This is a genomic window from Cellulophaga fucicola, assembly GCF_900119145.1.
In the GTDB taxonomy this organism is placed as follows: Bacteria; Bacteroidota; Bacteroidia; order Flavobacteriales; family Flavobacteriaceae; genus Cellulophaga; species Cellulophaga fucicola.
This window is the reverse complement of record NZ_FPIY01000001.1, coordinates 1,166,637-1,190,179: the sequence shown is the minus strand read 5'-3', so window position 1 is coordinate 1,190,179 and position 23,543 is coordinate 1,166,637. Positions and strand designations below refer to the sequence as shown.

The 23,543-nt window shown below is 32.1% G+C and carries 26 protein-coding genes; 10 read left to right on the top strand and 16 right to left on the bottom strand.

Going from position 1 to position 23,543, the window contains the following annotated elements:
- Positions 1 to 14 precede the first annotated feature (14 nt).
- Positions 15 to 566 (bottom strand): gliding motility-associated peptidyl-prolyl isomerase GldI, encoded by a 552-nt coding sequence (gene gldI, locus BT107_RS05215; RefSeq protein WP_072302684.1) that lies wholly within the window; start codon positions 564 to 566, stop codon positions 15 to 17.
- A complete protein-coding gene (locus BT107_RS05210) occupies positions 563 to 1,579 on the bottom strand; it encodes a DHH family phosphoesterase (protein WP_072302683.1) in 1,017 nt (338 codons plus the stop codon). The genes gldI and BT107_RS05210 overlap by 4 nt, the downstream gene beginning before the upstream one ends.
- Positions 1,580 to 1,733: 154 nt before the next feature.
- On the opposite strand from BT107_RS05210, the gene BT107_RS05205 reads away from it, so the two are divergent.
- Both BT107_RS05205 and BT107_RS05200 read left to right on the top strand, forming a co-directional pair.
- Positions 1,734 to 2,768, top strand: a complete 1,035-nt coding sequence (locus tag BT107_RS05205; protein WP_072302682.1) for an alkaline phosphatase D family protein — start codon at positions 1,734 to 1,736, stop codon at positions 2,766 to 2,768.
- Positions 2,769 to 2,882: 114 nt separating this feature from the next.
- Positions 2,883 to 3,302 (top strand): nucleoside-diphosphate kinase, encoded by a 420-nt coding sequence (locus BT107_RS05200; RefSeq protein WP_072302681.1) that lies wholly within the window; start codon positions 2,883 to 2,885, stop codon positions 3,300 to 3,302.
- Positions 3,303 to 3,379: 77 nt separating this feature from the next.
- On the opposite strand, the gene BT107_RS05195 is transcribed toward BT107_RS05200, so the two are convergent.
- From BT107_RS05195 to recF, 3 genes are all read right to left on the bottom strand, one after another.
- Positions 3,380 to 3,676 (bottom strand): DciA family protein, encoded by a 297-nt coding sequence (locus BT107_RS05195; RefSeq protein WP_072302680.1) that lies wholly within the window; start codon positions 3,674 to 3,676, stop codon positions 3,380 to 3,382.
- A gap of 5 nt (positions 3,677 to 3,681) precedes the next feature.
- Complete coding sequence (locus BT107_RS05190; RefSeq protein WP_072302679.1) at positions 3,682 to 4,098, bottom strand: hypothetical protein; 417 nt, start codon at positions 4,096 to 4,098, stop codon at positions 3,682 to 3,684.
- A 124-nt stretch (positions 4,099 to 4,222) separates the two neighbouring features.
- Entirely contained in the window at positions 4,223 to 5,302 is a 1,080-nt protein-coding gene (recF, locus tag BT107_RS05185) for a DNA replication/repair protein RecF (RefSeq protein WP_072302921.1), read from the bottom strand.
- Between the two features lie 124 nt (positions 5,303 to 5,426).
- On the opposite strand from recF, the gene BT107_RS05180 reads away from it, so the two are divergent.
- The 7 genes from BT107_RS05180 (at position 5,427) to BT107_RS05150 (ending at position 11,685) form a co-directional block, all read left to right on the top strand.
- Complete coding sequence (locus tag BT107_RS05180) at positions 5,427 to 6,188, top strand: tetratricopeptide repeat protein (protein ID WP_072302678.1); 762 nt, start codon at positions 5,427 to 5,429, stop codon at positions 6,186 to 6,188.
- Between the two features lie 7 nt (positions 6,189 to 6,195).
- Complete coding sequence (gene ribH / locus BT107_RS05175) at positions 6,196 to 6,678, top strand: 6,7-dimethyl-8-ribityllumazine synthase (protein WP_072302677.1); 483 nt, start codon at positions 6,196 to 6,198, stop codon at positions 6,676 to 6,678.
- Between the two features lie 184 nt (positions 6,679 to 6,862).
- Positions 6,863 to 7,153, top strand: coding sequence for a riboflavin synthase subunit beta (locus BT107_RS05170; protein ID WP_072302676.1), 291 nt, complete (start codon positions 6,863 to 6,865; stop codon positions 7,151 to 7,153).
- A complete protein-coding gene (gene mutL / locus BT107_RS05165; protein WP_072302675.1) occupies positions 7,153 to 9,030 on the top strand; it encodes a DNA mismatch repair endonuclease MutL in 1,878 nt (625 codons plus the stop codon). Before BT107_RS05170 ends, mutL begins: the two co-directional genes overlap by 1 nt.
- The gene (locus tag BT107_RS05160) at positions 9,030 to 9,770 is read left to right on the top strand and encodes a rhomboid family intramembrane serine protease (RefSeq protein ID WP_072302674.1); all 741 of its coding nucleotides are present in this window, start codon (positions 9,030 to 9,032) and stop codon (positions 9,768 to 9,770) included. The genes mutL and BT107_RS05160 overlap by 1 nt, the downstream gene beginning before the upstream one ends.
- Positions 9,771 to 9,772: 2 nt before the next feature.
- Positions 9,773 to 10,651 carry a rhomboid family intramembrane serine protease gene (locus BT107_RS05155; protein ID WP_072302673.1) on the top strand — a complete coding sequence of 293 codons (879 nt, stop codon included), beginning with the start codon at positions 9,773 to 9,775 and terminating at the stop codon, positions 10,649 to 10,651.
- Positions 10,651 to 11,685, top strand: coding sequence for an endonuclease/exonuclease/phosphatase family protein (locus tag BT107_RS05150; protein ID WP_072302672.1), 1,035 nt, complete (start codon positions 10,651 to 10,653; stop codon positions 11,683 to 11,685). Before BT107_RS05155 ends, BT107_RS05150 begins: the two co-directional genes overlap by 1 nt.
- On the opposite strand, the gene BT107_RS05145 is transcribed toward BT107_RS05150, so the two are convergent.
- The 11 genes from BT107_RS05145 to udk all read right to left on the bottom strand — a co-directional run bounded on the left by BT107_RS05145 (position 11,668) and on the right by udk (position 22,169).
- Positions 11,668 to 11,982, bottom strand: a complete 315-nt coding sequence (locus BT107_RS05145) for a DUF6122 family protein (RefSeq protein ID WP_072302671.1) — start codon at positions 11,980 to 11,982, stop codon at positions 11,668 to 11,670. The two genes, BT107_RS05150 and BT107_RS05145, sit on opposite strands and share 18 nt — an antisense overlap.
- Positions 11,975 to 12,607, bottom strand: coding sequence for a WbqC family protein (locus BT107_RS05140; RefSeq protein ID WP_072302670.1), 633 nt, complete (start codon positions 12,605 to 12,607; stop codon positions 11,975 to 11,977). The genes BT107_RS05145 and BT107_RS05140 overlap by 8 nt, the downstream gene beginning before the upstream one ends.
- Positions 12,608 to 12,712: 105 nt before the next feature.
- Complete coding sequence (gene lepB / locus BT107_RS05135) at positions 12,713 to 14,407, bottom strand: signal peptidase I (protein WP_072302669.1); 1,695 nt, start codon at positions 14,405 to 14,407, stop codon at positions 12,713 to 12,715.
- 102 nt (positions 14,408 to 14,509) lie between these two features.
- Positions 14,510 to 15,211 (bottom strand): 4-hydroxy-tetrahydrodipicolinate reductase, encoded by a 702-nt coding sequence (dapB, locus tag BT107_RS05130; protein ID WP_072302668.1) that lies wholly within the window; start codon positions 15,209 to 15,211, stop codon positions 14,510 to 14,512.
- A gap of 2 nt (positions 15,212 to 15,213) precedes the next feature.
- Positions 15,214 to 15,861 carry a DUF5683 domain-containing protein gene (locus tag BT107_RS05125; RefSeq protein ID WP_072302667.1) on the bottom strand — a complete coding sequence of 216 codons (648 nt, stop codon included), beginning with the start codon at positions 15,859 to 15,861 and terminating at the stop codon, positions 15,214 to 15,216.
- Positions 15,854 to 16,759: a ParB/RepB/Spo0J family partition protein gene (locus BT107_RS05120; protein ID WP_072302666.1), complete on the bottom strand. Its 906-nt coding sequence runs from the start codon at positions 16,757 to 16,759 to the stop codon at positions 15,854 to 15,856. Before BT107_RS05120 ends, BT107_RS05125 begins: the two co-directional genes overlap by 8 nt.
- Positions 16,760 to 16,761: 2 nt before the next feature.
- Positions 16,762 to 17,535 (bottom strand): ParA family protein, encoded by a 774-nt coding sequence (locus tag BT107_RS05115; RefSeq protein ID WP_072302665.1) that lies wholly within the window; start codon positions 17,533 to 17,535, stop codon positions 16,762 to 16,764.
- Between the two features lie 188 nt (positions 17,536 to 17,723).
- Positions 17,724 to 19,871, bottom strand: a complete 2,148-nt coding sequence (gene scpA, locus BT107_RS05110) for a methylmalonyl-CoA mutase (RefSeq protein ID WP_072302664.1) — start codon at positions 19,869 to 19,871, stop codon at positions 17,724 to 17,726.
- The gene (locus tag BT107_RS05105; RefSeq protein WP_072302663.1) at positions 19,864 to 21,228 is read right to left on the bottom strand and encodes a methylmalonyl-CoA mutase subunit beta; all 1,365 of its coding nucleotides are present in this window, start codon (positions 21,226 to 21,228) and stop codon (positions 19,864 to 19,866) included. Before BT107_RS05105 ends, scpA begins: the two co-directional genes overlap by 8 nt.
- Positions 21,221 to 21,553, bottom strand: coding sequence for an FtsB family cell division protein (locus BT107_RS05100; protein ID WP_072302662.1), 333 nt, complete (start codon positions 21,551 to 21,553; stop codon positions 21,221 to 21,223). Before BT107_RS05100 ends, BT107_RS05105 begins: the two co-directional genes overlap by 8 nt.
- A gap of 7 nt (positions 21,554 to 21,560) precedes the next feature.
- A complete protein-coding gene (gene udk / locus BT107_RS05095) occupies positions 21,561 to 22,169 on the bottom strand; it encodes a uridine kinase (protein WP_072302661.1) in 609 nt (202 codons plus the stop codon).
- Between the two features lie 157 nt (positions 22,170 to 22,326).
- Between udk and BT107_RS05090 the strand changes: the two genes are divergently transcribed.
- On the top strand, positions 22,327 to 23,535 hold the full coding sequence (locus tag BT107_RS05090) for a multidrug effflux MFS transporter (RefSeq protein ID WP_072302660.1): 1,209 nt from the start codon (positions 22,327 to 22,329) through the stop codon (positions 23,533 to 23,535).
- Positions 23,536 to 23,543 lie beyond the last annotated feature (8 nt).

Sequence of the window (23,543 nt, the reverse complement as noted above, 5' to 3'; positions counted from 1 at the left end):
TTTTTAATTGATTTTTAATTTAGAATACTATCTTTTTCTTTTTCTACATTTAGTATAGAGACAACTGCTTTTAAAGGCACGTTGGTTCCTATTTTATTATCGTCTCCATGGTACCCATACCCTAAAGAAGATGGGTATAAAAACGTAGCAGTTTCATTTTCTTTTAAAAGCTTAACACTACTGCGTAAACCTAAAAATAAATCTTGTTTATCTACTTTGTAAGTCACAGTTCCAATATCGTTAAAGCTATAAATAGTGTCGTTTGTAAGGCTTAGTATACTATATTTCATAGTTACTAAATCGTCTGGCTGTATTGTATATGTTTCTTGATCGTTTTTTGTATTGTAAAAAAACCAAGAACCATTTTTACCACTAGTATAATTGTTTGTAGTATCTTTTTTTATAATACTTTGTATTTGCTTTTCTTCTTTAGCTAATAGATCCTTATTACGTTTTATAGACTCTTTTATGTAGCTGCCAGTTTTTACTTTAATTGGTCTTCTAGCTTCTGGTCCGTCACAACTAATAATACTTAAAACTAGTACTACGTATATTAATTTTTTCATCCTTTTAATTTGTCTTTATAGCTGTCTAGTAAACCAATAAATTTAGTTGTTGTTTCTGGCAAAGAAAGATCACTTTTACCACCAGCAGCATTATCGTGACCACCACCTTCAAAATGAGCTCTTGCAAATTCGTTTACAGAAAAATCGCCTTGAGATCTAAATGATATTTTTATAATTCCTTCGTCTTTATTTTCAATAAATATTACTGCAAATATAATATTGTCTAATGTAAGTCCGTAATTAACAATACCTTCTGTATCTCCTTTTTTAAAGTTATTTTGGTCTAACTCTTCTTGACTTAATGTGATGTAGGCAGTATGGTAATCTTCTAGAATAACCATATTCTTTAATGCACAGCCTAAAATATGTAATCGACTAGGCGAATTGGTATCAAACACTTTGTTGTGTATGGCTATGTTTTCTGCTCCTTTGTCTATTAAATCTGCAACTACGCGGTGCGTTCTGCTTGTGGTAGAAGAGTATTTAAAAGAGCCTGTATCTGTCATTATACCAGTGTATAAACAGTTTGCAATATCACTTGTAATTTTAGAAGTACTATCTATGGCTTCAATAAAATTGTAAACCATTTCGCAAGTAGAGCTCATACTAACATCTGAGTATGTTACTTTTGCATAGTCTGATGGTGCTTGGTGATGATCTATCATTATAAATGTACCTTCTGCAGCTTCTAAGCTTTCTTGCATAAAACCTACACGAGATAAATGATTAAAATCTAAAGTAAAAATTAAGCTAGCATCTGTAATGTACTTTTGAGCACGCTCTTTATCGTCTTCAAAAATGACAATTTCTTCTTGCCCAGGCATCCATTTTAAAAACTTTGGAAAATTATTAGGAGCAATAACAACTGCATCCTGATCTATACTTTTTAAATAATACCATAGTCCTAGTGTAGAGCCAATTGCATCTCCATCAGGGTTTTTATGTGGTATAATAACTATTTTTTGAGGCGTACTAAGTAATGACTTAGTTGCTTTAATGTCTTCTTTATTCATAACCACCAAAGATAGTGTTTTTAGTAAATGCTCAAAAAGAGAGAGCAGCTTTTATAATAAAACCGGTTTATGTTATAGTTAATAGATGTTATAAAGCTTTAGCATGTAAAAAAATAGTCTTAAAATTGTTCTGTAATATTATAAAAAGGAGATTTTGAAAAAGAATATTTTTATACTAGGGTTGCTCGTAATAGTAAGTGCTTGTAAAACAAGTGATGTTGTAGAACAGAAGCCAGTAGTAGCAAGTGAGTCAGATTTTATTATAGCTTTTGGATCTTGTAATAAACATGATGAGGTAAACCCTTTGTGGGATGATGTTTTAGCAACCAATCCTAATTTATGGATCTGGGGCGGAGATAATATCTATGCAGATACAGATAATATGGAAGAATTAAGAAGTGTTTATGAAGCACAGAATAATATTCCTGGATATAAAAAATTGAAAGAGACAGTACCTGTAATTGGTACTTGGGACGACCACGATTATGGTTTAAATGATGGAGGCGTAGAGTTTAAAGCAAAGAAAGATAGTGAACAAGAGTTTTTAGACTTTATGGGAGTAGCAAAAGATAGCCCAAGAAGAACAAGAGAAGGGGTTTATGCGGTTCATAATTATAACTTACCAGAAGGAAAAATTAAGGTTTTAGTATTAGATACACGTTATTTTAGAACAGCTTTAACACCATCTACAAGTAAAGAAAGACGTGTGCAGCCAAATGTATATGGAGAAGGAACAATTTTAGGAGAGCAACAATGGAAATGGTTAACAGAAGAATTAACTAATTCTGATGCAGATTTTAATATTCTAGTAAGTAGTGTACAGTACATATCTAATAAACACGGTTTTGAAGGTTGGGGTAATTTTCCGCACGAAGTAGATAAACTTAAAAGGTTATTAAAAGATTCTAAAGCAAAAGGAGCTATGATTTTATCTGGAGACAGACATATATCTGAGTTTTCTGTAGATAATATAGACGGTATAGAATATCCTTTAGTAGACTTTACAAGTAGTGGGTTAACACATACATACACAGGTTTTTCTGGTGAAGAAAATCCTTATAGAGTAGGAGAAGTGATTTTTGTAAAAAGCTTTGGAATGTTAGACTTTAATTTTAAAACTAAAACAGTTAATTTTAAAATGATTGGAGATAACGGCAGAGTATTAGAGCAATTAAGGCAAAAATATTAATTAGCTTACAGTGGTAAAATGTAACAATCTATTAACGATAGCTTTACAAGCTTTTAGGTTAATTTGTTGCGTGTTATATTAAAAGCATTATTTTTGCAAAAAATTAAAAAGAAGATGATTACAAACAGAACTTTTACAATGATTAAGCCAGACGGTGTAGAGAACGGTCACATTGGAGGTATTTTAGAAAAAATTACATCTGCAGGTTTTAAAATTGTTGCAATGAAATATACGCAGTTAAGCAAAAGAGATGCAGAAGCATTTTATGCTGTACATAACGAGCGTCCATTTTTTGGAGAGTTAGTAGAGTTTATGACTAGAGGTCCTATTGTTGCTGCTATCTTAGAAAAAGATAACGCTGTTGAGGATTTTAGAGCTCTTATTGGTGCTACTAACCCAGCTGATGCTGCTGAAGGTACTATTCGTAAATTATATGCAACTTCTATAGGAGAAAATGCAGTTCACGGATCTGATAGTGATGAGAACGCTGCTATTGAAGGAGCTTTCCATTTTTCTGGAAGAGAGATTTTCTAGATCTTTAAACAGATAAAAAATAAAAAACCATCAAGTTTTGCTTGATGGTTTTTTTTATGCTTTAAAATGAAATATGGTTAACGTAAAACTAGCTTTTTTACAACTTCTTTACCTAAATCTTCATTTATCATTTTTATAATTTTAGAATTTCCGTGACTTAATTCTTCTCTTAAAACAGAAGAACTTAAAGATACAAATAGGGTGGTGGCGCGTAACTCTACAGAAGTTGTATAATTGTTTACTCCAGGACCCATTAGATTTTTCCAAGCAGCACGTGCATCAACACCATCTATACCACGGTCTAATTTGTTTTCTTTTATAAAATCTTGTAAAAGGTCTCCTAATAATAGGTTCTCTTTTTTGCGCTTCGCCATTATTTTTATAATTCTATAGGTTGGTAACGTAGGTATACGTATGTAATTTGTTCGTTGTCTTTAACTGTAAAAGAGTCTTTACTAAGGCTTAGAATTTCTTCTTCTCTTTCCGTGAGGTCGTTTGTGTAATGTATGGTAAATGTACCTTCTTTTTCAGTTATAACTACCTTATCTGCATCTTTATTTGTATTAAAAGCACCTCCTATTTTTGGTTGTACTTTTGTTCTAAATCCTTTTAGGCTATCAATCTTAAAAAAATCTACCATTGGGCTAGCCTTATATTCTTTACTACTACCATCAGAAAAAAATACTTTGTTAATTTCCCAATAGCCATTTAATAACTGTAGATCTTTTTTTTGTACTGTTGTTTTGTTACATCCTATAAATAATAGAATAACACCTAAAAGAGCTAGTTTTTTCATCTTTTTTAATTTTTTTTAGGTAAAAGTAATTTAGGGGGCTACAAATTTAGGCATAAAATAAGAGTTCTTTTATGCTTCATTTTACTTTCTGCAAGATTTTATTTAAAAGATCTGTTACAGTGTGCTATAGCTTAAAAATTTTGTAACTCTGGTGTATGTTTTTTACAACGCCTTCTGTTCTGTCTGCGTGTGTGTCACTTATAAAAATCTGCCCAAAATTATCATCATCTACTAAAGATACAATTTGTGATACTCTGTTTTCATCTAACTTATCAAAAATATCATCTAATAAAAGAATAGGAGTTGTTTTTGCTTGTTCTTTTATAAAGTTAAACTGAGCCAATTTTAAAGCTATTAAAAAAGATTTTTGTTGCCCTTGGCTTCCAAATTTCTTAATAGGGTATTCATCTATTTCAAAAGATAAATCGTCTTTATGTATACCTACAGTTGTATATTGTACAGCTCTATCTTTATCTAAGTTTTCATCAAATAACTGCAACAAATCTTTTTCTAATAATTTACTATTGTAGTTAATAGTAACATTTTCTTTACCACCAGAAATTGCAGCATATTGCTCTTTAAAAATAGGAATAAATGAGTCTAAAAAAGCAACACGCTCTTTGTGTATTATAGTTCCAAATTCTTGTAACTGCTCGTTGTATACACTAAGGGTAGTTTTGTCAAAAGTATGGTTTACGGCAAAGTACTTTAAAAGAGAATTGCGTTGTAAAAGTGTTTTGTTGTATTTTAAAAGGGTTTGCAAATAAATCTTGTTAGATTGTGATATTACACCGTCTATAAATTTTCTACGTGTATCACTACCTTCTAATATTAAATCTCTATCTGCGGGAGAAATAATAACCAAAGGTAAGAAACCAATATGGTCAGAAAACTTGTCATATGCCTTTCCATTTCGCTTAATTATTTTTTTAGCACCTTTTTTTAGGCTACAAATGATCTTTTCTTCTCTTTCTTCCTTAAAAAATAGACCGTCAATTACAAAAAATTCTTCGCCGTGTTTTATGTTTTGAGAGGCAATAGGATTAAAGTAGCTTTTGCCAAAAGACAAATGATAAATTGCATCTAAAATATTTGTTTTTCCTATGCCATTGCTGCCAACAAAGCAGTTTATTTTTGCATCGAATTCAAATTCTTTAGAGTCAAAATTTTTATAATTTACAAGAGATAATTTCTTTAAAAGCATTCTGTATTTGGCAAGTTTTATTTTAGAAATATAAGAGAACTCGCAAATTATTGAAAAATAACGAATAAATAAGGTTTTAAATTTCAATAAAAACTTTATTTTTGCGCGATCAATAAAATTAACTATGGCTACATATAAGAAGCGAGGGTACAAACCAAAGACTAAAGAAGAAGAAGTAGAAATCCAAGAACAAGAGAGTACAACAGCTGAAGTATTTAATACTTTAGATGAAGGTGCATCTAAATCTGAAGAGTGGGTTGCAAACAACCAAAAAGCTATTCTAGGTGTTATTGGCGTTATTGCTATTGGAGTTTTAGGTTATTTGGCTTACGTTAATTTTGTGCAAAATCCTAAAACTGCACAAGCTAATAATGAAATTTATTACCCACAGCAATATTTAGATCAGGCATTAAACAACCCATCTGCTAATAAAGATTCTTTATTAACTTTATCTTTAAATGGTTCTGAAGGGAAATACGGATTTTTAGGTATTATTGAGAACTACAGCGGTACACCAACAGCTAATTTAGCTAGTTATTCTGCAGGTATGGCTTACTTAAATTTAAAGAATTATAAAGAGGCAATTAACCATTTAGAAGACTTTAGTACAGATAATGTTACTTTAGGAGCTTTAGCAAAAGGTGGTATTGGTGATTCTTTTATGCAGTTAAACCAAACTGAAGATGCTTTAGGGTATTATGAAAAAGCAATTGCACAAGGAGAGAACGATTTTACTACTCCTAGATATTTATATAAAGCAGGTGTTGCAGCATTAGAATTGGGTAAAAAAGACAAAGCGTTAAAATTCTTTGAAAGAATTAAAAACGATTTTGCATCATCTCAAGAAGCAGCTACAATAGACGCATTCATAGGTAAAGCTAAATAAGAAATATATGGCCACGGCTAATAAAAATTTATCAGTTTATGATAAGGCATCAATCCCAAACGCGAAAGATTTTCGGTTTGGGATTGTTGTTTCAGAATGGAACACAGAGGTTACAGAAGGACTTTTTAATGGTGCTATAGAAGCATTGTTAGATTGTGGCGCTGTAAAGGAGAATATAATTCGTTGGGACGTTCCTGGAAGTTTTGAACTTACCTATGGTAGTAAAAAAATGATTGCAACTAAAAATGTAGATGCAGTAATTGCTATTGGTAGTGTTATACAGGGAGAAACTAAACATTTCGATTTTGTATGTAGTGCAACAGCACAAGGTATAAAAGACTTAAATGTACAGACAGATACTCCAGTTATTTTCTGTGTATTAACAGATAATAATTTACAACAAGCTATAGACCGTAGCGGAGGTAAACACGGTAATAAAGGTACAGAAGCTGCTATTGCAGCTATAAAAATGGCAGCATTAGGAAACTAGTTTTGTTATTACTGTGCTAACAGTATAAAGTAATACTCTTAAGAGTCTTTGTAAAACAGACTTTTAGGAGTATTTTTTTTGATTTACTTTTTTTCTTTTAGGACTATTTGACTTGTTAACAAGTTTTGGCACAGTATCTGTGCTATTTTTTGTGTTTTTAAGTACCTTTGAAAATCTAGTTATTATGGGAAAATTCACAAGATTACGGAAGAATAGGTCGTACGACTATCAGCCTCGTTACTTTGACGATAAAGGCGAAGGTAACCCGTATAAAATTCAGCATAAGCTAGATCAGTTCCGTACAACTGTTGGCCCAAAACAAGGCATAAAAGGTAAATTTGGAAACGCTTTTTCAGATTTACGTAAAGAGGGCGACAGAAATATGAAAATTAGAATGGCCATTATTATTGGTATTCTACTTTTTGCTTTTTTATACATTATAGATTTTGATCTTTCAATATTCTCCATAAAATAATGGCAGATATCATTAAACTTTTACCTGACCACGTTGCAAACCAAATTGCAGCGGGTGAAGTTGTTCAGCGACCAGCATCTGTAGTTAAAGAACTACTAGAAAATGCAATAGACGCAGGAGCAACAGCTATTAAATTAATTATTAAAGACGGCGGCAAGTCACTAATACAAGTTGTAGATAACGGTGTGGGTATGAGTGCTACAGATGCTCGACTTAGTTTTGAGCGACACGCTACGTCTAAAATAAAAAGTGCTGAAGATTTATTTAATCTAAACACAAAAGGCTTTAGAGGAGAAGCATTGGCCTCAATAGCGGCAATTGCACGTGTAGACTTACAGACAAAAACGGCAGACGAAGAAATTGGTACTGTTATAGAAATAGAGGGTAGCGAAATTAAATCTCAAGAGGTTGTAGTTACGCCACAGGGAACATCTTTGGCTGTAAAGCATTTGTTTTTTAATATTCCTGCTCGTAGAAACTTTTTAAAGTCAGACTCGGTAGAACTTCGTCATATAACAGATGAATTTCATAGAGTTGCACTTGCACACCCATCAATAGCTTTTAATTATTACAATAATGGTAGTGAATTATTTAATTTACCGCAGTCTAATTTTAGACAGCGTATAGTAAATATATTTGGGAAAAAATCGAACGAAAAATTAGTGCCTGTAGAAGAAGAAACTCAAGTTGTAAAGGTTTCTGGTTTTATTTGTAAATCGGAGTTTGCTAAAAAGAGTAGAGGAGAGCAGTATTTTTTTGTGAATAACAGATTTATTAAAAGTCACTATCTACATTATGCTGTTTTAGCTGCTTTTGAAGGGTTAATAAAGCCTGGAATGCATCCGGGATACTTTTTAAATCTAGAAGTAGATCCATCATCAATAGATATAAATATACACCCTACTAAAACAGAAATTAAGTTTGATGATGAGCAAACTTTATATGCAATTTTAAGGTCTACTATAAAACATAGTTTAGGACAGTTTAATGTAGCACCAACGCTAGATTTTGAGCACGACAATAATTTACAAACACCATACGGTTATAAAGATAAAAATGCAGTACTACCAAAAGTAACTGTAGATTCTACTTTTAATCCGTTTGCTGAAGAAACCAAAGTTACTTCTAGTAGTTCTCCAAAATCGGCTACTTCGTCTTTTTCATCATATAAAAAGCCTAGTACAGAAAGTTGGGAGAGTTTGTATGTAGAAACACCGTCAAGGGAAGATAAATCTTCAGGTTTTGGAAACTTAAGTTTTGAATCTGAAGTTAGTACAAAGTCAATTTTTGATGATTCTGATGATGATTTAGATACTGCAGCAATTACTTTTCAATTAAAAAGAAAGTATATTGTAACAACAATAAAGTCTGGTATGGTTGTTATAGACCAAGGAAGAGCGCATCAACGTGTATTGTACGAGAAATTTTTAAAAACTGTTACTTTAAATGAAGGTTTAAGTCAGCAGTTGTTATTTCCTATACAGTTGTCTTTTTCTTTATCAGAAATAGATATATTAAATGAAATTAAAGACAATTTAACCACAATGGGTTTTGTTTTTGGTGAAATAAGTGAAAGTGTTGTAGAAATAAACGGAATACCACCAATGGTTGCAGAGGCAGAAGTGGGTTCTATTTTTGACGAATTAATGGCAGATTGTCAGCAAAATGTTGGTGCAGATGGCTTTTCACAGGCAGATGTATTAAGTAAAGCATTGTGTAAGTCATTGGCGGTAAAAACAGGAGATGTTTTAGATAAGCTATCACAGGCAGCGTTGGTAAACGATTTGTTTGCTTGTACAGAATCTATGGTTAGCCCGTTTAACAAGCCAATTTATGTTACTATAACAGAAAATGATATTGATAAAAAATTTATATAATGGGTAGACTTACAGATGTTATTAAGCATTTAATTATAATTAATGTAATCTTCTTTTTGGCCACTCAGGTTTTAGGAGATCAGATGTATCAATGGTTTTCATTATGGTTTCCAGAGAATGAGAACTTTCAATTGTGGCAGTTGGTATCGCATATGTTTATGCACGGTGGTTTTATGCACATCGCATTTAATATGTATGCATTGTATGCTTTTGGTACACCTTTAGAACAAATATGGGGAAAAAAGAAATTCTTATTTTTCTACTTTTCGGCAGGTATTGGAGCGGCGTTAATTCACTCAGGAGTTAATTATTACTACTTTAATAAAGGCCTAGATGCTATTGTAAATTCAGGAATTTCTAAAGAGCAAGTAATGAATGCTTTGTTAGAAGGGCAAAATGTAAATTGGTATAGCTACGAATCAAAAAGTATAATAGACAATTTTTTAAGTGCATATTATACTCCGGCTGTAGGTGCTTCTGGAGCTATATATGGTGTTTTGGTTGCTTTTGGTATGATGTTCCCAAATGCAGAATTAATGATGATATTTTTACCAATTCCTATAAAAGCAAAGTATTTTATTCCTGTATTAATAGGAATAGATTTATTTTCTGGAGTAACTGGATATTCTTTATTTGGTGGTGGAATTGCACATTTTGCTCACGTTGGTGGCGCAATATTTGGATTTATAATGATGTGGTACTGGAAAAAGAATCAGTTTAATAATAAGCGTTGGGATTAAAAATGAGAGGAGATTTAAAACAACAATATGCGAGGTTAAGCATAGTAGAAAAGTTAATAGCAATTAATGTTATTGTTTATCTTGTTAGCTTAATTCTAGTCAACTTATTTAGGTTGCCAAGCATAACTGTATGGTTTCAACTTCCAGAAAATTTAGGAGATTTTATACTACAGCCTTGGTCTTTAGTAACTTATTCTTTTTTTCATAGCGGCTTTGGTCATATTTTTTGGAATATGTTAATGTTGTACTTTTTTGGAAGAACTTTTCTAAATCTATTTGACCCTAAAAAATTCTTGAACGTATACTTTTTGGGTGTTATAGCGGGCGGACTCCTTTTTATGTTGGGATATAATACATTACCGGCTTTAATAAATGAAAATGGCGTGCTAATTGGCGCATCTGCGGGTGTAACAGCAATTCTAATCTTTGTTTGTGCTTACTTGCCTAACCAAACAGTACGACTATTAATAGTAGATATAAAATTATGGCATTTAGGTGTTGTAATAGTTGCTTTGGATTTGTTAAGATTATCTTCTGGGCAGAATGTAGGCGGAATGTTATCTCATTTAGGAGGGGCAGCATTAGGTTTTTTATATGCCAAACAGTTGTTAAAAGGGAACGATATTGGTGCTGGTTTTGGTAAGTTTATGGATTCTGTAGCAAATATGTTTAGCAGAGAGAAAAAAGCACCTATGAAAACGGTATATAGAAATACAGCTCCTAGAAAAACTACAGCTACAACAACGACTACAATAGATAGAAAGAAGGTTGATAAGCAACGTAAAATAGATGCTATTTTAGATAAAATAAGCAAGTCTGGTTATGAGAGCTTATCAAAAGAAGAAAAAGACTTTTTATTTATAGCAGGTAAAGAAGACTAGTGAAAAAGCAATCATTTTTTAGTAGAATTGTATTTGTTCTCAATTATTTGTTTGCACTACTACTTTGTATCTCTTACCTAGCACCATACGTTTCTGTAGAACTACTTCCGTTTTTATCGGTTTTTAGTTTGTCTTTGCCAATGTTGGTTTTGGTTAATATTATCTTCTGTTTTTATTGGTTATTAGCTAAAAACAAGAGAGTTTTTTTGTCTGCATTTGTCCTTGTTTTGGGTTACTTTTTAGTTGACTTATTTATAAAATTTAATTTTTCTGAAGAAGAGCCAAAAGAGAACGATTTAAAAGTGATGACTTACAACGCCAGAGGTTTTAATATAAACGAATGGTCTAGTGATAACACTATAGGAGATAAAATTATTGACTTTGTATTAAAGGAAGATCCAGATATTGTTTGCATACAGGAATTTAGTAGAATACGTTACAAGCAATTAAAGCAAAATTATAACTATAGTTTTGTTGCGCCAGATTATAATGTAAGTAAGGCTATACAGGGTATATATTCTAAATATCCAATACTAAAAACAGGTGAATTACCTTTTGAGCATACCAATAACATAGCAAGTTTTGCAGATATTTTATGCAATAACGACACTGTTAGGGTGTATAACTTGCATTTAGAGTCTTTAAAGGTTGTGCCAGATATAGAGGCTATTTCTAATGAAGAATCTTCTAAACTGTATGGTAGAATTACAAAGTCTTTTAAAAGACAGCAGGAGCAAGCTTTAATAGTTAAAAATCATATTAAAAATACATCTTATAAAACTATTGTTTGTGGTGACTTTAATAACAATCAGTATTCTAATGTATACAGAGTTATACGAGGTGATTTGTTAGATACTTTTAATGAAAAAGGAACAACATATGGTAGAACATATAATTTTAAATATTATCCTCTTCGTATAGATTTTATTTTAGCAAGTGATAATATTGCAGTTACTAGTCATAAGAATTATGATGTAAAATTATCAGATCATTTCCCTGTAATGGCTAGTTTTAAGCTAGGAGTTAATAAATAGACAGTCAACAAAATCGGCTAACATATGTAGTAGTAAAGCTATGCCAAAAATTCTAGTTTTTCTAAAAAATAATAAACCTAAATAAACTCCCATAGCCCAATATGTATGTAGCGGATGGTAATTTATACTGCACCTGTTAGGGTCAAATATTGGTGTTGCTATAATATGGTCTATGTCTATTAAAATAGCAGCTAAGAGTATAATAATAGCTCTTATTCGTTGCTCTTTAAAAAAGAAGTATCCTATTATGATTGGCACAATAAAATGTATGCCATAGTGCAAACAAAATCTAAGCATTTTTAAAATCTATAGAATGATTCTTTAAATAAGATAAAGCATTTGTTCCCTCATTAAATAGCAAATCTAAAATGCTGCAATTTTCTATAAAACCATTACGATCATTAAATACCTGAAAATAGTTTTCTTGATTAAATTTGATGTCGGTTTTAGAAGAAATTAAAAATCTACCATCTATAAGTTCACTAGGTTCTTTTTCAAAAGTTATGGTTTTTTGTGTTGGCATATCTATTTGAAGGCAATCACAGATAAGCGATGTTGTTTCCAGATTTAAATCTAATAAAAAGGTGTGTTTCTTTTCATATAATGCAATAATTTCATCTTCATAGAACTCAAAAAATGCAGACGTTCTATAAGCTGTTTCTAGAGTTCTCCAATGTTGGCGTTGCCAAGCATAATCGTTTTCTACTTTAATGTCTTTGTACTTCTGTCTGCCTTTACTTTTGTTAACGTGCTTAATAGGTATGTTAAGCATATGTTTGCCTATATCTGCAGCAATATATGTTCTGTTTCTAAAGGTTTGCTTTTGGTAGTTGTCATTTACTTCCCAACAAACATCATTATTAGCTATGGTAACAAAGTTTGCAATATTTAAAAAATATCCAGGATGTAGTAGAATAGACATTTGTGAAATAATTTTTTTAGTTTAGTTATATGTATTAGCTAACAAAGGTGAAAATATAAAAAACTAGTTTTACATTTTCACCTTTGTTATTTATCAATTAGCATTTTAGCTTGTTTTTTTCTTCTTTTTTCTAAAGTAATCAAAAACAAAATATCCAACTAATGCTAGTAGAAAATATTTTAAATAAGAAACAGGTTCTCCAGATCCACCAACTGTAGTAAAGAAACGGTTCCAGCGAGGTTTCCAGTTAGCAAAACCATCATTAATACCATCAATACTCATCCAAATAAATACAGGTTTACCAACCACGTGATTTTCTGGTACAAATCCCCAATATCTACTATCTTCAGATTGGTGTCTATTGTCACCCATCATCCAATAATAATCTTGTTTAAAGGTGTACTTGTTTGTAACCTTACCATTAATGGTTATTTGGTTGCCTGCTTGTGCTAGCGTATTTCCTTCGTATTCTGTTATAATCTTTTTATAAAGCGGTAAGTTTTTAGCATTTAAGCTAATTGTAGCATTTGCTTTTGGTATGTATATAGGGCTAAAATTATCTTCTGTACCTGCTAAATTTGCATTCTGAGGGAATATTTTAGTTGACTGTTTTTTATAACTAAACTTTTTAGCGCTAACTATGGCAGATAGTTTTGTCGCTTTTTTAGCTTCTTCTTCAGTAAGGTTAAACAAGTTCATTGTTCTTACGTCTTCAGCTTGTAAATAGTCTTTTACTCGTTTATCGCCAATGCTACCAGCATAGTATGCGTAAGCCGAATCTCTTTTAATTTCATCTAAGTTAGCGCCTTTGTTCATTAACTCGGTAACCTTGTCTTTTTGTAAAATTTCTAAAGGAATACGAACTGTGTACCCAGTAAAGTTTTTACGGCCAAGGACATTAAGAATAGCATTGTCTATAGGAGCTTTTGTTGTTACAACGTGGTAAAACATTGGTTTAGCTCTGTCTGGTAGTACGGTTTTTTTGCCGTTAATATGTACATAGCCGTCTACAACAGATAATGTATCTCCAGGGATGCCTACACAACGTTTAACATAATTAGATTTTTTATCTATAGGTTTTTGAACTCCTTTTTCTCTTACAAAAAACTGTCTAACAGTATCTGCTGGCCAACTAAAAACAACAATTTCATTTCTTTTTATATTCTGAAACCCAGGTAACCTAAAATAAGGTAATTGTGGTTTGTTTAAGTATGATTTTAATCCTAGCAACGGAAGCGTATCGTGTACCATTGGAGCAGCAACTGTAGTCATAGGAGTACGTGCGCCATAATGAAATTTACTAACAAATAGAAAATCCCCCACAAGAAGTGTTTTTTCTAATGAAGAAGTAGGTATTACATATGGTTGTATAAAATAAGTATGTACAAATGTAGCGGCAACAATAGCAAAAACAATAGAGCTAACCCATTCTCCTAAACCTGTTGTTGGGTGCAAGCTACGATCTTCTATGTATTTTACATCTAAAGCATAATTAACGTAATAAGTGTAAAAACCTAAAGTAAGGATAACTAGCCAAGTATCTAAAAGTGTGTTTTTACCAAAACTTCTAATAGTTTCTACCCATATTACAGGAAACATTAAAAGATTTATAATAGGAATGAACAGTAAAATAACCCACCATTTAGGTCTTCTAATAATTTGCATTAATACAATTGCATTATATACAGGTATTGCTGCTTCCCAAGCTTTTCTGCCAGCTTTTACGTATAATTTCCAAGTTCCTAGAAAGTGTATAACTTGTACTATTAGGATAAAAATGATCCACTGAGATATATTCATTTTTTTAATTTATGGGTTTAAGTCAACTGTATTTGGTTGTCGTATTTTTTAAAACTAAATTATTTTTTACGAAACAGTCTACTTTATATTATTTTTTAACTTTTAATTAAGCTCAAGAACGTCTTTCATTGTAAAAACACCTGTTTTTCCAACAATCCATTCGGCTGCGATTACGGCTCCAAGCGCAAAACCTTCTCGGTTATGTGCTGTATGCGTAATATCTATGCTGTCTACATTACTGTTATAGCTAATGGTATGTGTGCCTGGTACTTCAGGTATTCTTTTTGCTACTATTGGTATGTGATTTTCATCTGCTTTGTCTAGTTGCCAACCTTTGTATTTAGAATGTTCTAAAACCCCTTCTGCTAATGTAATTGCAGTTCCGCTTGGTGCATCTAGTTTTTTTGTATGATGTATTTCTTCCATCGTAACAGCGTACTGATCTAAGGTTTTCATCATTTTTGCCAAATAGCTATTTAGCTCAAAAAATATATTAACTCCTAAGCTAAAGTTTGATGCGTAGATAAAAGCACCCTTTTTTTCGTTACACAATGCAACGGCATCATTGTACTTGTCTAGCCAACCTGTTGTTCCCGAAATTATAGGAACATTATTGTTTATACATTTTTCTATATTGCCAAACGCAGCACTAGGTAAGCTAAAGTCTATGGCAACATCTATTTTAGAAAAGTCTATATTTTCTGTATTTGCATCTATTTTTGCAACTATGGTATGATTTCGGTTTATGGCTACCTCTTCAATCATTTTACCCATTCTTCCGTAACCGAACAATGCAATATTCATACTTAAAATTTTAATTGTAAAGCAAAACCATAATTAGGTTCTGCTGTAATAGTGTTGAATTCTAAATAGGGCTTAATGTTAAAACTAAGATTGTCGTCTACATTAAACTGCCTAAGGTGTGCTTTTACGTTTGCTTCTATAATATTTAAAGCATAAAGACCAATGGTAATTAATAAAGATAAATCTCTGTCTTCTTGGTAACGCTCTTGTGCACGTTGTAGATCATCATCATCTAACCTAGGATTTCCTGGATCTATTTCTTGCCCGTTAAAAGCATAAAATTCATCATCCATAAAACCAGCTTTTCTTCTTTTAAAAGCATCTCTAGTTCTATTGTATTGTTTGTTGTTAAAGCTGTACGCGTAAACACCTGTGCCAATTGCAGCATATACAATAGGAACTTTCCAAACATCTCCGTTGTAAATCTGTCCTAAACCCGGTAAAACAGCAGAGTAAAAAGCAGCTTTACTTGGCGCAAGCGGGTCTATTCTTCTATTATTACTTAAAAGAACTTCATCTACATGAATGCCTTTTTCTTTTAAATCTTGGGTAAGAGAATCTTTTTCTTGTTTAGGTTTTGCAGGCTCTTGAGACCAGCCTATTGTAACAAAAAAGCTGAAAATTAGTATAGAAATAAGGTTTTTAAGCACCAGTAATTAGTTTTTTTAGTCTGTCAAAATCTTCAGGAGAGTTAAAAGAAATAGTAATTTTTCCTTTTCCTTTTTCACTTGCTGTAACAGCTACTTTAGCGTCTAAATGTTTTTCAATCTTATGAGAACCTTCTTTAACAAATTCCGGAGATTTACTAGCTTTTTTAGCTGTAACCTTAGGAGTATTACCGCCTTCTTGATGTTCTTTTACAGCTTTTTCTGTGTCTCTAACAGATAAATTGTTTTCTACAATTTTTTCGTATAAATCTATCTGATCAGATTTTTTATCAATATTAACTAAAGCTCTACCGTGGCCCATACTTACAAAGCCGTCACGAATACCAGTTTGTATAATTGGGTCTAGTTTTAGTAAACGCATATAGTTTGTAATGGTAGATCTTTTTTTACCTACACGCTCACTTAACTTTTCTTGAGTAAGCTGAATTTCATCTATAAGTCTTTGGTAAGACAATGCAATCTCTATAGGGTCTAAGTCTTGTCTTTGTATGTTTTCTACCAAAGCCATTTCTAAAGACTCTTGGTCGTTAGCAATTCTTATGTATGCAGGTATAGTCTCTAAACCTAGTAATTTAGATGCTCTAAATCTACGTTCACCAGAAACAAGTTGGTACTTGTTAAACTCTAATTTACGAACAGTAATAGGCTGTATAACGCCCAACTCTTTAATAGAAGTAGATAGTTCTACTAAAGCTTCTTCGTTAAAATGAGATCTTGGCTGAAAAGGGTTAACCTCTATTAATTCTAAATCTAGTTCAATGATATTACCAACAACTTTGTCGGCATTTTTATCTTCTGCAGAGTTAATATCATTTTCAGGATCTTTTAAAAGAGCAGATAAACCTCTGCCTAGAGCCTGTTTCTTAATTGCTTTCGCCATTATTATACTTTTTCCTTATTTTTTTTCATTACTTCATTTGCCAAATTTAAATAATTGGCAGCTCCTTTACTACTTGCGTCATACTTAATAATGCTTTCTCCATAACTTGGAGCTTCACTAAGTCTAACGTTTCTTTGAATAATGGTTTCAAAAACCATCTCGGAAAAGTGCTTTTTAACTTCTTCAACTACTTGGTTAGATAACCTTAGCCTAGAGTCGAACATAGTTAATAACAATCCTTCTATATCTAGATCTGGATTGTGTATTTTTTGAACACTTTTTATAGTATTTAACAACTTTCCAAGACCTTCTAGTGCAAAATACTCGCACTGTATTGGTATAATAACAGAATCGGCAGCCGTTAAAGCATTAAGAGTTAAAAGTCCTAATGAAGGTGCACAATCTATTAAAATATAATCGTATTCATCTCTAAGGTGACTAATAGATTTACGCATCATATACTCGCGTTCCTCTTTGTCAACTAGTTCTATCTCTATGGCAACCAGATCTATATGAGACGGTATTAAGTCTACATTAGGAGAAGTGGTTTTCATAATTGTCTCAGAAGCAGATTTGGTATGCTCCAACAATTCATAGGTGCCAATCTCTACGCTGTCAACATCTATGCCTAAGCCAGATGTTGCATTTGCTTGTGGATCTGCATCTATAAGCAAGACTTTTTTTTCTAGTACGCCTAGGGAAGCGGCTAGATTAACAGAGGTGGTAGTTTTTCCAACTCCGCCTTTTTGGTTAGCGATGGCTATTATTTTGCCCATTGTCATAGTAAGTTTAGTGAGGCTAAAAATACACTTTTTTACGACTATATAAAACCGAAGCTGTTAATAGTTTGCAAATAAAAAGCAGCTATAGATAGCTGCTTTTGTTTTTTAAGTGTTAAAAATAGATTCTAAATCTTATTTTTTTACTCATTTTCAATATGTTTTAATAAAAAAAACAGAAGTATTTATTCTGATAAAATTTCTAAAATCTGAATAGCAGCTTCACTTATTTTTGTTCCAGGACCAAAAACTGCAACTGCACCAGCATCAAATAAAAATTGATAATCTTGTTTAGGTACAACACCACCAACAATAACCATAATATCTTCCCTGCCGTGTTTTTTTAGTTCCTCAATTACTGCTGGGACTAATGTTTTGTGTCCTGCTGCTAGTGATGATACACCAAGAATATGTACATCATTTTCTACAGCTTGTTTTGCAGCTTCTTCTGGTGTCTGAAAAAGTGGGCCTATATCCACATCAAAACCTAAATCTGCATAACCAGTAGCTACAACTTTAGCACCACGATCGTGGCCATCTTGCCCCATTTTAGCTACCATTATTCTAGGTCTTCTACCCTCTGTCTCAGCAAAAGCATCTGCCATAGCCAATGCCTTTTTAAAACTCTCGTCGTTTTTAATTTCTTTAGAATACACGCCTGTAAATGATTGTATTTTTGCTTTATGTCTGCCAAAAACAGTTTCTAGTGCATCACTTATTTCTCCTAATGTTGCTCTATGTCTTGCAGCTTCTACAGCTAAAGCTAGTAAATTTTTATCAGGACCGCTACTAGTTGTACTGTTTTTACTTGCTTCTGCGGCTTTAGTTAAATTGTTTAATGCTTTTGTTACTAATTTAGTATCTCTGGTTTCTCTAATTTGTGCAAGTCTTTCTACTTGTTGTTTACGTACTTGCTCATTATCTACCTCTAAAATATGTAAATCGTCTTCATTCTCTAATTGGTATTTGTTTACGCCAACAATTACATCTTCATTACTATCTATACGTGCTTGTTTTTTAGCAGCAGCTTCTTCAATTCTCATCTTTGGTATACCGGCTTCAATAGCTTTAGTCATACCTCCTAATTCGTCTACTTCTTCAATAAGTTTCCAAGCCTTTTGCGCAATTTCCTCAGTTAGTTTTTCTACATAATAACTACCAGCCCAGGGATCTACGGTTTTAGTAATTTTGGTTTCTTCTTGTAAATATATTTGCGTGTTACGTGCAATTCTAGCCGAAAAATCTGTTGGTAATGCAATAGCTTCATCCAAAGCATTGGTGTGTAAACTCTGCGTGCCTCCAAAAGCTGCAGCGGCTGCTTCTATTGTTGTTCTGGCTACATTATTAAAAGGATCTTGCTCTGTTAAGCTCCAACCACTAGTTTGGCAATGCGTACGTAAAGCTAAAGATTTTTGATTTTTAGGGTTGAATTGCTTTACCAATTTAGACCATAACATACGGCCTGCTCTTAGTTTTGTAACTTCCATAAAATGATTCATTCCAATAGCCCAAAAGAAAGATAGGCGAGGAGCAAAAGTATCAATGTCCATCCCGGTTTTAAGTCCGGTTTTTATATACTCTAAACCATCTGCTAAAGTGTATGCGAGCTCTATATCTGCAGTAGCACCAGCTTCTTGCATATGGTAACCAGATATACTTATACTATTAAACTTAGGCATAAATTTACTAGTGTATTCAAAAATATCTGCAATAATTTGCATAGATGGTGTTGGTGGGTAAATGTATGTATTACGCACCATAAATTCTTTTAAAATATCGTTCTGTATAGTACCAGCCAATTGGTCTAATGCTACTCCTTGTTCTTCTGCAGCAACAATATAAAATGCTAATATTGGTAATACGGCACCATTCATAGTCATAGATACAGACATTTTATCTAGCGGAATACCGCCAAATAAAATTTTCATATCCTCTACAGAATCAATAGCAACACCAGCTTTACCAACGTCGCCAACCACTCTCTCATGATCACTATCATATCCTCTGTGTGTGGGTAAATCAAAAGCAACAGATAACCCTTTTTGGCCAGCAGCTAAATTACGCCTGTAAAAAGCATTGCTTTCTTCTGCTGTAGAAAACCCAGCATATTGCCTAATTGTCCAAGGTCTGCGTACATACATAGTAGAGTAGGGACCACGTAAATTTGGTGCTAAACCAGCGGCAAAATCTAGGTGTTCTAAACCTTCTAAATCTTGTTTTGTGTAGGTTTTTTTTACAGCAATACCTTCTGCTGTGTTAAAAATAGAAGAGTCAGATTTTTTACCACTGTCTTCTTTACTAAGTTCTAAGTGTTGTAAATCTTTTCTACTCATCTTTTAATCTATTTTGTTCTACTGTTTCTGCTAACCTTTTTTCTATAATTGGTATTATTAGAGTTTTGCGTGCATTTGTTTTTACAAACGGGTACAACTCTAAATCTTCTTTTATTTTGTCTTCTTTGTTTATATATTTATTAGTACCAACCAAAACTTCTTTTTCAGAATTAAAAAGCTCTTGTTCTTTAGCAGCACTTTCTTTTATTTTTTTCTGAATTTGATGTGATTTTAAGTTTGATAAAAATCCGCCAGTTGCTTCTATCGATTTAAAAAGTTCTAATGCTTTTTCTGCTAATTGATGCGTTATAGATTCTATATAATAAGCACCATCTGCAGGGTTTGTAACTACATCTAAATAACTTTCTTTTTTTAGAATAAGTAATTGGTTTCTAGCAATACGCTCGCCAAACTCATTGTCTTTATGGTAAATGGCATCATACGCTAAATTACAAATGGTATCTGCGCCACCAATACTAGCAGCCATACATTCTGTAGTTGTACGTAGCATATTTACATTATAATCGTACAAGGTTTTGTTTCGTTTGCTTGGCACAGCCAAAATAGTACAGTTTGCAGTTGTATTATATTCTGTTTGTAGTGATTTCCAAAGTAAACGTAAAGCTCTAAGTTTTGCTATTTCAAAAAAGTAATTTCCAGAAACACTTACCGTAAATGTAAAGTTAGGAATGGTAGTGTTTTTAAAATGATTTAGGTACTCATTAGCGTGTGCCATTGCATAGGCTAACTGTTGTACCATTGTGGCGCCAGCATTTTGGTATGTACTAACATTTACGCCAATAGTATTTTGTGCGTTGGTAATTGTAGCTATTTTATCTAATTCTTGATGGTCTTTAGTAAGGTTGTAAAACCAATTACCAGAACTAGCTAAGTTGCCTATAATATCTACGTTATAATGTATGCTTGTAGTTTGTTTTTTACAAAAATCTTCAATCTTAGAAATATATTCTGATGATAAAAACTGTAGACAAAAGTAAACTGTTTTATGTTTTAGGTCTATATTTTTTAAAAGAACATGTATTTTAATTTCATCATTAGGAATAGTAAAAATTAAATCTTCTGCACCTCTTTCCAAAGCGTTTACGGCTTTTTTGTTTGCTGCAGCTTCATTATGCACAAAAATAGCCTGGCCAATTTTCCATTCTGGAGTAGCAACATTAGTAACAAAAGAAGCAATATCCTCTGTGTTGTAAAAAGGCTTAACCTTAATACCTTCTGGAGATTCCCAAACAAGCGTATCATTATAATCTGCTCCTTTTAAATCTACCTGAATTTTTTGTTTCCACTCCTTTGTTGAAACTGCTGAAAAATCGTTAAATAAATTCTTTTTACTCATCTTCTTTAGTTTTAAGGCTGTCCTGGTATTCTATTAAGTATATTTCTTCGTTCTTCTTTTTTAGATAGTAGTGCTCTCTAGCAAATTTTTCTAACTCTTTAGGATCTTTTAGTTTTTCTATAATTTTTTTGTCTTTGGCAATTTCATCTTTTAAATACTCTTTTTGCTTTTCTAAACCTTCAATCTGGTTTTGTAGCTCATTATGTATAAAAAGCGAGTTTGTATCAAAAAAAATCATCCAAATAACAAAAACAGTAAGTACAAGTACATACATATTTGTTGCTATACTAAACCATTTTTTGCTCCTAAGTTTTTTAAAAATCATCTAAAAATTAAACTAATTTTTCGTTTATAATAGTACGTACAATATCTATTGCAACGGTATTGTGTTTATTGTTTGGTATAATAATATCTGCGTATTCTTTACTTGGTTCTATAAACTCTGCGTGCATTGGTTTTATAGTAGTTTGGTATTTTTCTAATGTTTCATCTAAATCCCAACCTCTTTCGTTAACATCCCTTTTAATTCGTCTTATTAAACGCTCATCAGAATCTGCATGAACAAAAATCTTAATGTCCATCATTTTTCTAATTTCAGGATCGGTCATAATTAAGATACCTTCTACAATAACTACTTTTCTAGGTTCTGTAGGTACTGTTTTGTCTGTTCTATTACATTCTAAAAAAGAATAAACAGGCTGTTGTATGGTTTTTCCTTTTCTTAACTCTTCCAAATGTTCTTTTAATAGCTTAAAATCTATAGAAAGCGGGTGGTCAAAGTTTGTTTTTCTTCTTTCTTCTAGTGATAAGTGAGACAGGTCATTGTAATAAGAATCTTGAGAAATTACGCATACTTCATTGTCCGGTAACTCATTAATAATCTGGTTTACAACAGTTGTTTTACCACAACCTGTTCCGCCAGCTATCCCAATTATTAACATAAATTTAGTTTTTTTTGTCAAAAATACGATTTTGCTATTATATATTATTGATATATTATATTTAGTATTGTTTTTAGTGCTGTAAATACAGATACTTTAACTAAAAATTAAATGCAGTTAGGCTACTGTTTTACTGTAAGTAGATTACTTTTGCCGAATGCAAAAAAAATCATCTAAAAAACAATTTGAATTTGTTGCCTTAATGGCTTCTTTAATGTCTATTGTAGCATTAACAATAGATGCGTTGTTACCTGCAATTTCTCATATTGGAGAAGCAATTAATAGTGTAGATCCAACTAGAAATCAGATGTTAATTACTATGATTTTTTTAGGATTGGGAGTAGGACAATTGTTTTTTGGTCCTTTATCTGATAGTTATGGTAGAAAACCAATTGTATATACAGGTTTTACCATTTTTGCTTTAGCTAGTGTTGTTTGTGTAAACGCAACCTCTTTAGAGGTAATGATTGTTGGTCGTATTTTTCAAGGAGTAGGTTTATCTGCCCCAAGAACTATTACAATTTCTATAATTAGAGATTTATACAAAGGAGATTATATGGCTAAAATAATGTCTTTTGTTACAGCATTTTTTATTTTAATACCTGTAATAGCACCAGCAGTTGGTAAAGCTGTTTTAGATAACTATAATTGGCAAGCTATTTTTTATGTGCAATTACTTTTTGCTGTAATAGTTTCAATTTGGTTTTGGAAACGACAAGAAGAAACACTTAAACCCGAATTTAAAATACCTTTTACAAGAACTGTTTTTATAGATGGATTAAAAGAATTTGTAAAACATAAAGAAACCGTTGCTTTTACATTAATATCTGGACTTATAACAGGAGCTTTTTTAGTATATCTAAGCTCAGCGCAACATATTTTTGAAGATCAATTTAATTTGGTTGAAGAATTTCCATACATTTTTGCTGGCTTAGCAATTTCAATAGGTTCTGCAACTTTTTTGAATGGTACGTTAGTGTTACGTTTTGGTATGCGTAAACTTATTTTTTTATCGCTATGCGCATTTTGTAGTATAGGATTGTTATATGTTATTTTATTTTGGGGAGATGCAAATCCATCTTTACCAGTTTTAATTGCATTTTTAGCTGCCCAATTTTTCTGTTTAGGATTTATTTGGGGTAACTCTAGATCTGTTGCTATGGAACCAATTGGACATATTGCTGGAGTAGGAGCAGCCATTAACGGTTTTGTAGCAACTGTAGTTTCTATACCAATAGCAACATTAATAGGTAGCTATGTAGATACTACTGTTTTGCCATTGTTTATAGGTTTGGCGGTATGTGGTAGTTTGTCTCTTTTTATTTTTATGTCAATAAAAAAAACAAGAACAGCAGCCTTAGCTTAATTAAGGAT

Excerpts from the sequence above, each read along its gene's own strand:
- gldI (WP_072302684.1), bottom strand. The coding sequence starts at position 566 with ATGAAAAAATTAATATACGTAGTACTAGTTTTAAGTATTATTAGTTGT.
- BT107_RS05210 (WP_072302683.1), bottom strand. The coding sequence starts at position 1,579 with ATGAATAAAGAAGACATTAAAGCAACTAAGTCATTACTTAGTACGCCT.
- BT107_RS05200 (WP_072302681.1), top strand. The coding sequence starts at position 2,883 with ATGATTACAAACAGAACTTTTACAATGATTAAGCCAGACGGTGTAGAG.
- BT107_RS05195 (WP_072302680.1), bottom strand. The coding sequence starts at position 3,676 with ATGGCGAAGCGCAAAAAAGAGAACCTATTATTAGGAGACCTTTTACAA.
- BT107_RS05190 (WP_072302679.1), bottom strand. The coding sequence starts at position 4,098 with ATGAAAAAACTAGCTCTTTTAGGTGTTATTCTATTATTTATAGGATGT.
- recF (WP_072302921.1), bottom strand. The coding sequence starts at position 5,302 with ATGCTTTTAAAGAAATTATCTCTTGTAAATTATAAAAATTTTGACTCT.
- BT107_RS05180 (WP_072302678.1), top strand. The coding sequence starts at position 5,427 with ATGGCTACATATAAGAAGCGAGGGTACAAACCAAAGACTAAAGAAGAA.
- ribH (WP_072302677.1), top strand. The coding sequence starts at position 6,196 with ATGGCCACGGCTAATAAAAATTTATCAGTTTATGATAAGGCATCAATC.
- BT107_RS05170 (WP_072302676.1), top strand. The coding sequence starts at position 6,863 with ATGGGAAAATTCACAAGATTACGGAAGAATAGGTCGTACGACTATCAG.
- mutL (WP_072302675.1), top strand. The coding sequence starts at position 7,153 with ATGGCAGATATCATTAAACTTTTACCTGACCACGTTGCAAACCAAATT.
- BT107_RS05160 (WP_072302674.1), top strand. The coding sequence starts at position 9,030 with ATGGGTAGACTTACAGATGTTATTAAGCATTTAATTATAATTAATGTA.
- BT107_RS05155 (WP_072302673.1), top strand. The coding sequence starts at position 9,773 with ATGAGAGGAGATTTAAAACAACAATATGCGAGGTTAAGCATAGTAGAA.
- BT107_RS05145 (WP_072302671.1), bottom strand. The coding sequence starts at position 11,982 with ATGCTTAGATTTTGTTTGCACTATGGCATACATTTTATTGTGCCAATC.
- BT107_RS05140 (WP_072302670.1), bottom strand. The coding sequence starts at position 12,607 with ATGTCTATTCTACTACATCCTGGATATTTTTTAAATATTGCAAACTTT.
- lepB (WP_072302669.1), bottom strand. The coding sequence starts at position 14,407 with ATGAATATATCTCAGTGGATCATTTTTATCCTAATAGTACAAGTTATA.
- dapB (WP_072302668.1), bottom strand. The coding sequence starts at position 15,211 with ATGAATATTGCATTGTTCGGTTACGGAAGAATGGGTAAAATGATTGAA.
- BT107_RS05120 (WP_072302666.1), bottom strand. The coding sequence starts at position 16,759 with ATGGCGAAAGCAATTAAGAAACAGGCTCTAGGCAGAGGTTTATCTGCT.
- BT107_RS05115 (WP_072302665.1), bottom strand. The coding sequence starts at position 17,535 with ATGGGCAAAATAATAGCCATCGCTAACCAAAAAGGCGGAGTTGGAAAA.
- scpA (WP_072302664.1), bottom strand. The coding sequence starts at position 19,871 with ATGAGTAGAAAAGATTTACAACACTTAGAACTTAGTAAAGAAGACAGT.
- BT107_RS05105 (WP_072302663.1), bottom strand. The coding sequence starts at position 21,228 with ATGAGTAAAAAGAATTTATTTAACGATTTTTCAGCAGTTTCAACAAAG.
- BT107_RS05100 (WP_072302662.1), bottom strand. The coding sequence starts at position 21,553 with ATGATTTTTAAAAAACTTAGGAGCAAAAAATGGTTTAGTATAGCAACA.
- udk (WP_072302661.1), bottom strand. The coding sequence starts at position 22,169 with ATGTTAATAATTGGGATAGCTGGCGGAACAGGTTGTGGTAAAACAACT.
- BT107_RS05090 (WP_072302660.1), top strand. The coding sequence starts at position 22,327 with ATGCAAAAAAAATCATCTAAAAAACAATTTGAATTTGTTGCCTTAATG.